Genomic DNA, 12,079 nt, shown 5'->3' on the forward strand with positions numbered 1-12,079 from the left:
AGCCGTGCCACCCAGTATCGCGACACACACGATGTTTCCGCGTTCGACAATAGTGTGTGAGACACAGTATGGTGTGAGACATGGTGAGCGAAGAGGTCCTCCGGACCCATCTCCAGGAGCTGCGGCGCGGCACGGTCGTGGTGGCGAGCCTGGTCGCCCTGCGCCGGCCCGACTACGGCTACGCGCTGCTGCAACGGCTGGGCGAGCACGGCTTTCCGGTCGACGCCAACACGCTCTATCCCCTGCTCCGCCGGCTTGAGGAGCAGGGCCTGCTGACCAGCGAGTGGAACACCGAGGAGAGCCGGCCGCGCAAGTTCTACCGCACCAGCGACGACGGCGAGGCCATGCTGCGCCGCCTGCTGGACGATTTCACCGCCATACAGACCTCCGTCAACGGGCTGATCCAGGGAGTGGACCGATGAGTACGCTGACCGACCGCTACGTCGCCGCCACCCTCCGGGCGGTCCCGGCGCAGCGCCGCGCGGAGATCGCCACCGAGCTGCGCGCCTCCATCGAGGACATGATCGACGGGCGCACCGACGGCGGGCAGGACCGCAGCGCCGCGGAGCGCGAGGTGCTCACCGAGCTGGGCAACCCCGAGCAGCTCGCCGCCCGCTACTCCGACCGCCGGTTGCAGCTCATCGGTCCGCGCTACTACCTGCTCTGGTGGCGGCTGCTGCGGACGCTGCTCACCTTCATTCCCGCCATCGTGGGCGTCGTCACCGGCGTGGTCACGGCGACGGTCGACGGCGAGCCCGGCGCGGCGATCGGCGCCGGAGTGGTCGGGGCGATGCAGACCGCGGTGCAGATCGCGTTCTGGGTCACCCTCGTCTTCGCCGTGCTCGAGCGCACCAACACGCCGCTGAACCTTCCGGCCTGGACCGTCGACCAGCTGCCCGAGGCCCCCGAGGAGCGGCAGGTCAAGCTCGTCGACAGCTGCGCCTCGATCGTGTTCCTGGTGCTCGCCATCGGGTTCTTCCCCTGGCAGCACTTCCAGCCGTGGCTGTCGGGCGACGGCTCCCGCCTGCCGATGATCGACCCGGCGCTGTGGGGCTCCTGGCTGCCGGTGCTGCTGGCGGTGCTGGTCGCCAGCATCGGCCTCGAGGTCGCGAAGTACCGGGCGGGCCGGTGGACCTGGCCGCTGGTCGCGGCCAGGACGGTGCTCGACCTCGCGTTCTCCGTGCCGCTCGCCTGGCTGCTGCTCACCGACCGGCTGCTCAACCCGGAGCTGGTCCAGCGGTTCGAGTGGCTGCGCGAGGGCGGCACTCAGGACGTGGCCCGATTCGCCGTCATCCTCACCGCTGCCATCGTCGTCCTGGGCTTCATCGACAGCGCCGTCAAGGCACGACGGCACGCCGCCTGAGGCGGTCCCGGCCCGGCGCCGCGAGGGTGCCGGGCCGGGAAACCACAACCGCCCGGAGCGGGGCCGGAAGGGCGGCATGATCTGTGCGAAGATCGCCAACCATGAGTGCGCCGGAACCAACGTACCTGCAGACACTCGCCGACGAATGCGTGGAACTGGTCTCCCGGCAGTTCGGCCGCCGGCTGGACTGGTCACCGCAGAGTCTGTCGGCGCTCGACGAAGTGTGCGCCGACCTGCTCGCCGATGGGCCGCTCGCCGACGAGCGCCTCGACCGGTGGTGGCAGTTGATCGGCGCCTACACCGGCGAGGTGGCCATCCGGGCCTACGGCGGCGAGTGGGTCGAGCACCACACGTCACCCGGGGTCCCGGCGGTCTCCGCGCTCGGCGTGACCGGGTTCCCGTTCGGGCTGGCCGCGCGGGTCCTGGCCGGTGAGCCGTACAAGAGCCTCGCCTCGTTCGTGCACGCCCTGCCGGCCATCGCCGAGCGTACGAAACGCGACTGACCTCAGGCGGGCCGGCTCAGGGGAACGACGGCGAGGCGCGCACGTGCCGATACCGCGCCACCGAGCCGACGCACAATCGGCTCGTCGGCACGCCAGGCGACCTCAGCCGACGGCCGCCATGATTCGTCGGACACGTCAGTCCGCCCGACTGCTGTGGTCAGCTGATTCGTTCCTGACCCAGTTGCGGCACGAGCCTGGCCGCGGTCTCGAAGTCGGCGTCCTGATGAAGTACCACCAGCTTCAAGCGGATGGCAGTGGCGATCACCAGGTGGTCGGCGACGGACAGTCCCTGGTGCGCGCTTTGGCTGGCCAATTCCTGCCGCACCGCCCGCACGACCTGCCAGGCGTCGTCAGGAACCGGAACCCAGGGGTACAGCTCGCGGAGCCCGCGCTCGACCCGGTCGTACGCTTTGGCATCCGCGATGGTCAGCGTTTCCACGAGCACCGGGTCGCAGATGGCGATCAGGCCGCGGGCTGCAAGATCGGACCACCGCGGATCGACCTGACGACGCACCATGCGGACCAGGGCACTCGTGTCGACCAGATACTTCACCGGTCGAGTTCATCAAGCCGGTCGAAGTGGAAGCCGCCCTCGTCGGCGACCTCCTGAAGGTCCGCCAGGGCCCGCTGCCGCCGCTCGCGGCTGGACTCCACCGCCTGCCGGAGGGCCTCCGTCACCGTCTCCTTCTTGGTGGCGGTGCCGAGAGCGGCCCTCGCTTCCGCCAAAAGATCCTCATCGAGTTCCAACAGAGTCTTGGCCACGAAACACACCTCCCGGACAAGGATATATCCGGGAGGCGCGTATATCCAGGCCGCCGGGGTCAGCCGACGGCGGCCATGATCTCGTCGGACACGTCGAAGTTCGCGTAGACGTTCTGCACGTCGTCGCAGTCCTCGAGGACGTCGATCAGCTTGAAGATCTTGCGCGCGCCCTCCTCGTCCAGCGGCACGTTCATGCTGGGGATGAGCGAGGATTCGGCCGACTCGTACTCGATGCCGGCCTCCTGCAGGGCGGTGCGGACCGCGATCAGGTCGCCCGGCTCGGAGACCACCTCGTACGCCTCGCCGAGGTCGTTGACCTCCTCGGCACCGGCGTCGAGGACGGCCATCATCACGTCGTCCTCGGTGGTGCCCGCCTTGGGGACGATCACCACGCCCTTGCGGGAGAACAGGTACGACACCGAGCCGGCGTCGGCGAGCGAGCCGCCGTTGCGGGTCAGCGCCGTGCGTACCTCGGTGGCGGCGCGGTTGCGGTTGTCGGTGAGGCACTCGATGAGCAGCGCGACCCCGTTCGGGCCGTAGCCCTCGTACATGATCGTCTGGTAGTCGGCGCCGCCGGCCTCCAGGCCGGAGCCGCGCTTGACCGCGCGCTCGATGTTGTCGTTCGGGACGGAGTTCTTCTTCGCCTTCTGAATGGCGTCGTAGAGGGTCGGGTTGCCGGCCGGGTCGCCGCCGCCGGTCCGGGCCGCCACCTCGACGTTCTTGATCAGCTTGGCGAACATCTTGCCGCGCCTGGCGTCGATGACGGCCTTCTTGTGCTTGGTGGTCGCCCACTTTGAGTGGCCGGACATCTCATACCTCCGTTTAATGATCCACGCCTGCGTCGACTGCCCGCGCCGAACCGCTACGGATGGAGCTGGCCGGTCGGCTCCGCGTGGACGGCTACGGCGGGCGATGGCCCTGCCGAACCGCGGCAATCCTACCGAGAGGGCCGCCCCGCATGTCACACCCGGCACCCGTGCCGGGACGCCGGGTCGGGCCGGCGGGTGGCCCCGCCGCTGCCGAGAGAGAACGGGCGCCGGCCGGAAAACCTGCCCGGAGGGGACAGCGGTGCTGCTCCGGCCTCAGGCCGCGGACCGGACCAGGTCCACGAAGTAGCGGTGCACCCGCAGGTCTCCGGTGAGTTCGGGGTGGAACGAGGTGGCCAGCAGGTTGCCCTGCCGGACCGCGACGATCCGGTCGGCGCCCGGCCCGCCGGTGACCCGGCCGAGCACCTCGACGCCCCCGCCGACCCGCTCGACCCAGGGGGCCCGGATGAAGACGGCGTGGAACGGTCCGCCCTCGACGCCGGTGATCTCCACCGGAGCCTCGAACGAGTCGACCTGCCGGCCGAACGCGTTGCGCCGGACGGTCATCTCGATGCCCTGGAAGCCCCGCTGGTCGGGGCGGCCGTCGAGCACCTCGGAAGCCAGCATGATCATGCCGGCGCAGGATCCGTACACCGGCAGGCCGGCGGCGATCCGCTTGTCGATCGGCTCGCGCAGCTCGAAGATGTCGGCGAGCTTGCTGATGGTGGTGGACTCGCCCCCGGGGACGACCAGCCCGTCGACCGCGTCCAGCTCGGCCGGACGGCGGACCGGGCGGGCGTCGGCGCCGGCCCCGGCCAGGGCGGCCACGTGCTCCCGCACGTCGCCCTGCAGCGCGAGCACTCCGATGACGGGTGTGGTCACGTTCGCTCCTCTCGCTGCCAGGAGGGGACCCCTGCCATGCCTGCGGCGTTGACAAGGGGCCCCTCCCTGCACGTCACCAGCCGCGCTCGGCCAGCCGGTGCGGCTGCGGGATCTCGTCGACGTTGATGCCGACCATGGCCTCGCCCAGGCCGCGGGAGACCTTGGCCAGCACGTCCGGGTCGTCGTGGAAGGTGGTGGCCTTGACGATCGCGGCGGCGCGCTGGGCCGGGTTGCCGGACTTGAAGATGCCCGAGCCGACGAACACGCCTTCGGCACCGAGCTGCATCATCATGGCGGCGTCGGCCGGGGTGGCGATGCCGCCCGCGGTGAACAGCACCACCGGCAGCTTGCCGGTCTCGGCGACCTCCTTGACCAGCTCGTACGGCGCCTGCAGCTCCTTGGCCGCGACGTACAGCTCGTCGGCCGGCAGCGACTGCAGCCGGCGGATCTCCTTGCGGATCTTCCGCATGTGGGTGGTGGCGTTGGAGACGTCACCGGTGCCGGCCTCGCCCTTGGAGCGGATCATGGCCGCGCCCTCGGTGATCCGGCGCAGCGCCTCGCCCAGGTTGGTCGCGCCGCAGACGAAGGGGACGGTGAACGCCCACTTGTCGATGTGGTTCTCGTAGTCGGCCGGGGTCAGCACCTCGGACTCGTCGACGTAGTCCACGCCGAGGGACTGCAGGATCTGCGCCTCGACGAAGTGGCCGATCCGGGCCTTGGCCATCACCGGGATGGAGACGGCGTTGATGATGCCGTCGATCATGTCCGGGTCGCTCATCCGGGACACGCCGCCCTGCGCCCGGATGTCGGCGGGCACCCGCTCCAGCGCCATCACGGCGACCGCGCCGGCGTCCTCGGCGATCTTGGCTTGCTCAGGGGTGACCACGTCCATGATCACGCCGCCCTTGAGCATCTCGGCCATGCCCCGCTTGACGCGGGCGGTGCCGACGACGGAGGTGGCGTTGCTGTTCGGGATGGTGGATTCGGGCACGGGTCATCGCTCCTCGGGCCTGCTCGGGGGTGGCTGCGGAAATGCTACGACCGGGTCAACGCCGATCCGACAGCCAATCAGACCCACGGTGGTCTGCTCTGTGGCCGTCGTCACGCCTGGTCGGGCCGATCGGCGGCCCCGGCGCGGGTCAGCTGGTGGGTACGTCCGCCGGGGTGGCCAGGGTCGGATCGTCGATGTCGAAGTAGCGGGGCGACTCGTGCCGGCGCCCCATCCGGAACAGCCGCACCAGCCGGCGCCGGCGGACCGCCCGCGCGTCCCGGACCAGGTCGGTGTGCACCTGGCGGGCCAGCGCCAGCCGCCGGCTGGCCGCGATCACCGCCTCGCAGGCCGGGTCGTCCGGATCCAGCTCGACGGTGCGCAACTGGCGGGTGAGGTCGTTCTCGGCGGCCTCCCGCTCCTGCGGGACGGCGTCCAGGGCGACCCGGGCGGCCGCGTACAGCTCCACGCCGTAGCGCTGTTCGGCGAGCACCGCGGCGGCCGCCGCGCGACGCAGCAGGTGGGCGTCGAGCGCCCGCGCCGCCGACTCCGCCCGGGCCTGCAGCCGTTCGACCCGGTTGGCCGTCCAGAAGAGGTACGCCGTGACGAGCCCGACGACCATGACCGCGCCCACGACCCACCGCATGCCCGGCATCGTAGTGCTGCTCCGTTCCCGCCCGATCCGGCGGCCACCGGCCGGCGCGCTGGTCACACCGACCCCACCGGCCACCCGGCTCAGCCCAACTCCACCCATTCCTGGTCGATGACCCGCCCGTCGGTGGCCTCGATCGCCGCCGCGTACACCTCCAGGACCCGGCGGGCCACCACCGGCCAGTCGAAACCGGCCACCACCTGGTCGCCGCAGGCGGTCAACGCCGCCCGCTGGTCCGCGTCGTCGAGCAGCTCGGTCAGGGCGGTACGCAGGGCCACCGCGTCCCCGGTCGGGAACAGCCGGCCGGCCCGTCCGCCGTCCAGCACCCGGCGGAACGCGTCCAGGTCGCTGGCCACCACCGTGGTGCCGGCGGCGAGGGCCTCGGTGAGGATCATCCCGAACGACTCGCCGCCGGTGTTCGGCGCGACGTACAGGTGCACGCTGCGTAGCATGCGAGGTTTGTCCGCCTCGGGGACCAGACCGAGGAAGGTGACCCGGTCGCGCAGCCCGGCCGGGAACTGCGCGTACAGGTCCTCCCGGTCGCCGGGCCCGGCCACCAGCAGACGCAGCCCGGGCCGGTGCGGGGCGAGCGCGACGAACGCGTCCCGCAGGATCGGGAAACCCTTGCGGGGCTCGGTGAACCGGCCGAGGAACCCCAGCGTCCCGCCGGTGCCCGGCCCACACTCCCCGGGCCAGCCGGGCAGCGGCTCGACGCCGGCGAACCTCGACACCGTCACCCCGTTGGGGATCTCCACCGCGCCGCCGTCCAGGTGCTCGACCTGCACCTTGCGGGCCAGCGCGCTGACCGCGATCCGGGCGGTGGTCCGCTCCAGCACGATCCGGAGCATCCCCTGCGCCGCGGAGAGGACCCGGGAGCGGGTCATCGCGGTGTGGAAGGTGGCCACCACCGGGCCGCGGGCGCAGAGCACGGCCAGCATCGACAGGCTCGGCGTGAGCGGCTCGTGCACGTGCAGCACGTCGAAGTCGCCGCGGTTGATCCAGCGCCGCACCCGGGCGGTGGAGACCGGACCGAAGGCGATCCGGGCCACCGAGCCGTTATACGGCAGCGGCACCGCCCGCCCGGCAGCCACCACGTACGGGGGCAGCGGCGAGTCCTCGTCCGCCGGGGCGAGCACGCTCACCTGGTGGCCCAGCCCGATCAACGCCTCGGCCAGGTCCACGACGTGGTTCTGCACCCCACCCGGGACGTCGAAGGAGTACGGGCACACGATGCCGATCCGCACGTCAATGCCCTTCGTTCGCGACTGCGGGGCTCCGCTGCGCTGCACTCCTCGCGCTCACCGATGCCCTTCCTCAGATCGTCCCGGTGCTGGCCGGCGGCTGGGCCGGGGCACCCGAGCCGTCGGTCCGCTGGTCCAGCCACATCCGCTGCAACATGTGCCAGTCCTCGGGGTGACGGGCGATGCCCGCCGCGAGACCGTCGGCGATCCGCTGGGTGAGCACGCGGACCCGAGCGTCCAGCGGGCCGCTGTCCGGGTCGGGCAGCTCCAGCGGGCCCTCGAGGGCGCCGCAGGCGACCTCCGGCTCGTACCACATCGAGGTGACGTAGAGCGGCGCACCGGTCCGGATCGCCAGCAGCGCCGGGCCGGCGGGCATCCGGGTCCGGCCGCCGAAGAAGTCCACCTCCACCCCGCGCGCGGAGAGGTCCCGGTCGGCGAGCAGCGGCACCACAGCGCCGGCCCGGAGCCGGTCGACCAGCACGTCGAACGCCGGTCGCTCGCCACCGTGGGTGGGCACGATCTCCATGCCCAGGCCCTGCCGGAAGGCGAGGAACCGCTCGTAGACCGCCTCCGGCTTGAGCCGCTCGGCGACCGTGGTGATCGGCCAGCCGCTGGCCGCCACCCAGGCGCCGGCGGCGTCCCAGTTGCCACCGTGCGGCAGCGCAACCACCGCGCCCCGGCCGGACGCGACGTCGGCGGCGAGCATCTCCGCGCCGTCGAGGCGGAACCCGGCGAGGATCTCCGGGCGGCTCAGCGACGGCAGCCGGAACGCCTCCATCCAGTACCGGGCGTACGAGCGCAGGCCGGCCCGGACCAGCTCGTCCAGCTCCGCCTCGGGCAGCTCCGGGCCGACCACCCGACGCAGGTTGGCGCGGAGCCGGGCCGTACCCCGGCCGCCCCTGCGGTGGGCGCGGTCGGCGCCCACCCGGAACGCGGCCGCGACCACGGACCGGGGCAGCGTGCGGGCCAGCCGCCAGCCGGCGACGTAGCCCAGCTCGGTGAGGTTCACTCCGGGCCGACCAGTTGCGCCTGCCGGTACACGTGGACCATGCGCTGCCCGACCGTGAAGATCGAGACCGCGGCGAGCAGCCAGAGTGCGACCTCCAGGGCGCGGCCGACGCCGAGGCCGGTGAGCAGGCCGCCCACCCCGACGATCAGCAGTCGCTCGGTGCGCTCGGCGATGCCCACGTTGCAGGTCATGCCCAGGCCCTCGGCGCGGGCCTTGACGTAGGAGACCAACCCGCCGGCAGCCAGGCAGAGCAGCGCCGCCGCCACCCCCGCGTAGTGGTGCTGGGTGGCCAGCCAGTACGCGACCGCGCCGAAGACGGCGCTGTCGGCGACCCGGTCCATACTCGAGTCGAGGAAGGCCCCGAACCGGGTGGAGCCGCCGCTCATCCGGGCCATCGTGCCGTCGAGCAGATCGGTGAGCGCGAAGACCGTGACGATCAGCGCGCCGGCGACCAGCTGGCCGCGCGCGCCGAAGCCGAGCGCGCCGACGAGCACGCCGAGGGTGCCGGTCACGGTGACCGCGTTGGGGGACACGCCCGCGCGGAGCAGACCGCGCGCGACCGGCTCCACGACGCGGGTCATGCCCGCCCGGGCCGTCACTTGGAAGATCTTCGCCATGGCGGTCCCACGATAACGGCCCGAAGCCGCCGGCAACACGGCCGGTCGTCGGAGAACCGCCACGCAGGCTTGTGCCGTGTCGGCAACGGGTGTGAGATCGAGCGTGGGAGGTGAGCCAGCTCACCGAACCACCCGTCCGAGAGCCCGTCGTCCACAAGACCACCGGAGGATATCGCCGCGGTACCCGCCCGGGCCCGCTTCCCCGTCGCGCGCGGCGGTCGCCACCACCACCGGCTGAGGGAGGTGCGCCGCGATGGCGCAGAGAAACCAGGAGAAGGGTGTCACCGGCGGCGCGCCGGTGGTGACCGAGCCCGGCAGGGTTCGCAACGTGGTGCTGGTCGGGCACTCCGGGGCGGGCAAGACCACCCTGGTCGAGGCGTTGCTGGCGGCCAGCGGCACGATCGGCCGGGCCGGCACCGTCACCGAGGGCACCACGGTCTGCGACCACGACCCCGCCGCCGTACGCCAGCAGCGTTCGGTGAACGTGTGCTGCGCCCCGCTGCTGCACCGGGACGTCAAAATCAACCTTCTGGACACCCCCGGCTACGGCGACTTCGTCGGCGAGCTGCGCGCCGGCCTGCGGGCCGCCGACGCCGCACTGTTCGTGGTCTCCGCCGTCGACGGGATGGACGCGGCCACCGCCGCCCTCTGGGAGGAGTGCGCCGCGGTCGACATGCCGCGCGCCGTCGCGGTGGCCCGGCTGGACCACCCGCGCGCCGACTTCGACAAGGCGGTGGCGCTCTGCCAGCGGGTCTTCGGCGACAACGTGCTTCCGCTCTACCTGCCGATGCTCGGCGACGACGGCGTGTCCGTCGTCGGCCTGATGGGGCTCATCACCCGGCGGGTCTTCGACTACTCGGCCGGGCTGCCGGCCACCGTCCGCGAGCCGGACCCCGAGCACCTGCCCGCCATCGTCGAGGCCCGCAACGAGCTGATCGAGGGGATCATCGCGGAGAGCGAGGACGAGACCCTGATGGACCGCTACCTCGGCGGCGAGGAGATCGAGACCGAGGTGCTCGTCACCGACCTGGAGAAGGCGGTGGCCCGGGGGCACTTCTACCCGGTGGTGCCGGTCTGCGCGGAGACCGGGGTCGGCCTGGACGTGCTGCTCGACGGTCTGGTGTCGGCGTTCCCCTCGCCGCTGGAGCACGAACTGCCGGCGGTCACCGGGGTGGACGGCTCGCCCCGGCCACCGCTGGTCTGCGACCCGGACGGCCCGCTGGTCGCCGAGGTGGTCAAGACGACCGTCGACCGGCACGTCGGGCGGGTGTCCCTGGTCCGGGTCTTCTCCGGCACGCTCCGCCCCGACCAGGTGATCCACGTGTCCGGGCACGGCATGGCCGAACGCGGCCACCCCGACCACGACGCCGACGAGCGGGTCGGCCACCTCTACAGTCCCCTCGGCGCGGCGCTGCGCGAGGTGCCCGCCGTGGTCGCCGGGGACATCTGCGCGATCACCAAGTCGGGCAGCGCGGAGACCGGCGACACCATCTCCGCCAAGGAGGAGCCGCTGCTCGTCGCCCCGTGGGAGATGCCGGAGCCGCTGCTGCCGGTGGCGATCGTGGCGAAGAGCCGGGCCGACGAGGACGCCCTGGCCCGCAACCTGGCACGGCTGGTGGCCGGCGACCCGACGCTGCGGCTGGAGCGCAACGCCGAGACCCACCAGCTGGTGCTCTGGTGCATGGGCGAGGCGCACGCCGACGTGGTGCTGGACCGGCTGCGCGCGGGCGGGGTGGAGCTGGAGACCGAGCCGGTCCGGGTGGCGCTGCGCGAGACGTTCACCGTCGCCGCGAAGGGCCACGGCCGGCACGTCAAGCAGTCCGGCGGCCACGGCCAGTACGCGGTCTGCGACATCGAGGTGGAGCCGCTGCCCCGCGGCGCGGGCTTCGAGTTCGTGGACAAGGTGGTCGGCGGGGCGGTCCCGCACAACTACATCCCGTCCGTGGAGAAGGGCGTCCGGGCGCAGATGGAACGCGGCCTGGTCGCCGGCTGCCCGGTGGTGGACCTGCGGGTGACCCTCTGCGACGGCAAGGCGCACAGCGTCGACTCCTCCGACGCGGCGTTCCAGACCGCCGGCGCCCTCGCCCTGCGGGACGCCGCCGAGAAGGGCCAGCCGACGCTGCTGGAGCCGGTCGACGAGGTCATCATCCGGGTGGCCGACTCGTCGGTGGGCGCGGTGATGGGCGATCTCTCCGGCCGGCGTGGGCGGGTGCTCGGCACCGAGCCCGACCCGGACGTCGATGGGCGCACCCTGGTCCGGGCCGAGGTGCCCGCCACCGAACTGCTCCGGTACGCGGTCGAGCTGCGCTCGATGACCGCCGGCACCGGCACCTTCCGCCGCGAGTTCGCCCGCTACGACCCCATGCCCGCCCACCTGGCCGACCAGGCCCGCAAGGAACACACCGCCCACTCCTGACCTGCACCCCCACCCCACCCCGCCCCACCGCGCGTCGATCATGGAGTTGGGGTCCCCGATTCGTCCGAATTTGCCCCTCTTCGGAGGTGCCGCAACTCCATGATCGGCGTTGCAGGGGGGCGGGGCGGGGTGGGGGGTCTTGGGGGCGGGTGGTCAGCGGGATGGGGCGTAGGCGAGGACGAGGGGGGTCGGCTGGTCCGGCCAGGCGCCTGTGAGGCAGGCGGCGGAGGGGGCTTCGGCGGAGGCCGGACGACGGACGACGGCCAGTTCGAGCTGGTCGGCCCGGATCAGGGTGGGATCGCCGTCCACCACCTCCCAGGGGGTGCCGACGACCGGCGGCTCGACCCCGCCGGCACTGCCGCCGGTCACGGTCATGTTCGGCGGACGGACCTCACGCTTTCCGTCCACCTCGAAGTACTCCTCCGCCTGCCCGGCCCCGGCGAGCACGGCGGCGGCCAGGGCGGGCGGGTACACCGGGTCGGCGCAGGCGTCGTACACCCAGCGCGGGCCCAGTACGGAGTGCTCGGTGGTGCCGACCAGCCACTGGTCGGCGCCGGGCAGCGGCGCACCCCGGTAGGTGAGCGGCACCTGCAGGACCGGCCCGGCGCCGGCCCGGACGAGCAGGGTCTCGATCCCGACCTCGCCGGCCGGGTCGTCGAAGCGGTAGGTCGCCACCCGGGTGACGTCGGCGCCCGCCGTCCCGGCGAACCAGGAGCGGGTGGGCAACCAGGCGGCGAGCAGGTCAAGCTTGGCGGGGCGCAGTTCCGCGCGGTGCAGCAGAGCCATGCGCGAGATCGTACTGTTCGGGGGGCGCCCGGGGATTGGCCGATCTTGGTGTCG

At 72.5% G+C, this 12,079-nt stretch carries 14 protein-coding genes; 4 read left to right on the forward strand and 10 right to left on the reverse strand.

Annotated features, from left to right (window positions below; genetic code table 11):
* The first annotated feature begins 80 nt into the window (after window positions 1-80).
* The 3 genes from ABZ570_RS17935 (at window position 81) to ABZ570_RS17945 (ending at window position 1,866) form a co-directional block, all read left to right on the forward strand.
* Window positions 81-422, forward strand: coding sequence for a PadR family transcriptional regulator (locus tag ABZ570_RS17935; protein WP_358064235.1), 342 nt, complete (start codon window positions 81-83; stop codon window positions 420-422).
* Window positions 419-1,363: a permease prefix domain 1-containing protein gene (locus ABZ570_RS17940; protein WP_358064238.1), complete on the forward strand. Its 945-nt coding sequence runs from the start codon at window positions 419-421 to the stop codon at window positions 1,361-1,363. Before ABZ570_RS17935 ends, ABZ570_RS17940 begins: the two co-directional genes overlap by 4 nt.
* 101 nt (window positions 1,364-1,464) lie before the next feature.
* Complete coding sequence (locus ABZ570_RS17945; RefSeq protein ID WP_358064241.1) at window positions 1,465-1,866, forward strand: hypothetical protein; 402 nt, start codon at window positions 1,465-1,467, stop codon at window positions 1,864-1,866.
* 157 nt (window positions 1,867-2,023) lie between these two features.
* Here ABZ570_RS17945 and ABZ570_RS17950 read toward each other — a convergent pair whose 3' ends face one another.
* From ABZ570_RS17950 to pgsA, 9 genes are all read right to left on the reverse strand, one after another.
* Window positions 2,024-2,419, reverse strand: coding sequence for a PIN domain-containing protein (locus tag ABZ570_RS17950; protein WP_358064244.1), 396 nt, complete (start codon window positions 2,417-2,419; stop codon window positions 2,024-2,026).
* Window positions 2,416-2,628 carry a type II toxin-antitoxin system VapB family antitoxin gene (locus ABZ570_RS17955; protein ID WP_358064247.1) on the reverse strand — a complete coding sequence of 71 codons (213 nt, stop codon included), beginning with the start codon at window positions 2,626-2,628 and terminating at the stop codon, window positions 2,416-2,418. Before ABZ570_RS17955 ends, ABZ570_RS17950 begins: the two co-directional genes overlap by 4 nt.
* Before the next feature lie 59 nt (window positions 2,629-2,687).
* Entirely contained in the window at window positions 2,688-3,437 is a 750-nt protein-coding gene (locus tag ABZ570_RS17960) for a YebC/PmpR family DNA-binding transcriptional regulator (protein WP_358064250.1), read from the reverse strand.
* A gap of 273 nt (window positions 3,438-3,710) precedes the next feature.
* The gene (gene pdxT / locus ABZ570_RS17965) at window positions 3,711-4,316 is read right to left on the reverse strand and encodes a pyridoxal 5'-phosphate synthase glutaminase subunit PdxT (RefSeq protein ID WP_358064253.1); all 606 of its coding nucleotides are present in this window, start codon (window positions 4,314-4,316) and stop codon (window positions 3,711-3,713) included.
* A gap of 73 nt (window positions 4,317-4,389) precedes the next feature.
* Window positions 4,390-5,307 carry a pyridoxal 5'-phosphate synthase lyase subunit PdxS gene (gene pdxS, locus ABZ570_RS17970; RefSeq protein ID WP_358064256.1) on the reverse strand — a complete coding sequence of 306 codons (918 nt, stop codon included), beginning with the start codon at window positions 5,305-5,307 and terminating at the stop codon, window positions 4,390-4,392.
* A gap of 148 nt (window positions 5,308-5,455) precedes the next feature.
* On the reverse strand, window positions 5,456-5,959 hold the full coding sequence (locus ABZ570_RS17975) for a hypothetical protein (protein ID WP_358064259.1): 504 nt from the start codon (window positions 5,957-5,959) through the stop codon (window positions 5,456-5,458).
* An 80-nt stretch (window positions 5,960-6,039) separates the two neighbouring features.
* Window positions 6,040-7,200 (reverse strand): glycosyltransferase family 4 protein, encoded by a 1,161-nt coding sequence (locus ABZ570_RS17980; protein ID WP_358064261.1) that lies wholly within the window; start codon window positions 7,198-7,200, stop codon window positions 6,040-6,042.
* A gap of 70 nt (window positions 7,201-7,270) precedes the next feature.
* Window positions 7,271-8,206 carry a phosphatidylinositol mannoside acyltransferase gene (locus ABZ570_RS17985; protein WP_358064264.1) on the reverse strand — a complete coding sequence of 312 codons (936 nt, stop codon included), beginning with the start codon at window positions 8,204-8,206 and terminating at the stop codon, window positions 7,271-7,273.
* The gene (gene pgsA, locus ABZ570_RS17990; protein ID WP_358064267.1) at window positions 8,203-8,823 is read right to left on the reverse strand and encodes a phosphatidylinositol phosphate synthase; all 621 of its coding nucleotides are present in this window, start codon (window positions 8,821-8,823) and stop codon (window positions 8,203-8,205) included. The genes ABZ570_RS17985 and pgsA overlap by 4 nt, the downstream gene beginning before the upstream one ends.
* A 253-nt stretch (window positions 8,824-9,076) precedes the next feature.
* Between pgsA and ABZ570_RS17995 the strand changes: the two genes are divergently transcribed.
* A complete protein-coding gene (locus ABZ570_RS17995) occupies window positions 9,077-11,239 on the forward strand; it encodes an elongation factor G-like protein EF-G2 (RefSeq protein WP_358064269.1) in 2,163 nt (720 codons plus the stop codon).
* 153 nt (window positions 11,240-11,392) lie between these two features.
* Here ABZ570_RS17995 and ABZ570_RS18000 read toward each other — a convergent pair whose 3' ends face one another.
* Window positions 11,393-12,025 (reverse strand): hypothetical protein, encoded by a 633-nt coding sequence (locus ABZ570_RS18000; protein WP_358064272.1) that lies wholly within the window; start codon window positions 12,023-12,025, stop codon window positions 11,393-11,395.
* Window positions 12,026-12,079 lie beyond the last annotated feature (54 nt).

This window comes from Micromonospora sp. NPDC007271 (genome assembly GCF_040634005.1).
Lineage (GTDB): Bacteria > Actinomycetota > Actinomycetes > Mycobacteriales > Micromonosporaceae > Micromonospora.

What these genes read in the sequence shown, in the direction of transcription:
- ABZ570_RS17935 (WP_358064235.1), top strand. Translation starts at nt 81, where the DNA reads ATGGTGAGCGAAGAGGTCCTCCGGACCCATCTCCAGGAGCTGCGGCGC.
- ABZ570_RS17940 (WP_358064238.1), top strand. Translation starts at nt 419, where the DNA reads ATGAGTACGCTGACCGACCGCTACGTCGCCGCCACCCTCCGGGCGGTC.
- ABZ570_RS17945 (WP_358064241.1), top strand. Translation starts at nt 1,465, where the DNA reads ATGAGTGCGCCGGAACCAACGTACCTGCAGACACTCGCCGACGAATGC.
- ABZ570_RS17960 (WP_358064250.1), bottom strand. Translation starts at nt 3,437, where the DNA reads ATGTCCGGCCACTCAAAGTGGGCGACCACCAAGCACAAGAAGGCCGTC.
- ABZ570_RS17975 (WP_358064259.1), bottom strand. Translation starts at nt 5,959, where the DNA reads ATGCCGGGCATGCGGTGGGTCGTGGGCGCGGTCATGGTCGTCGGGCTC.
- pgsA (WP_358064267.1), bottom strand. Translation starts at nt 8,823, where the DNA reads ATGGCGAAGATCTTCCAAGTGACGGCCCGGGCGGGCATGACCCGCGTC.
- ABZ570_RS17995 (WP_358064269.1), top strand. Translation starts at nt 9,077, where the DNA reads ATGGCGCAGAGAAACCAGGAGAAGGGTGTCACCGGCGGCGCGCCGGTG.
- ABZ570_RS18000 (WP_358064272.1), bottom strand. Translation starts at nt 12,025, where the DNA reads ATGGCTCTGCTGCACCGCGCGGAACTGCGCCCCGCCAAGCTTGACCTG.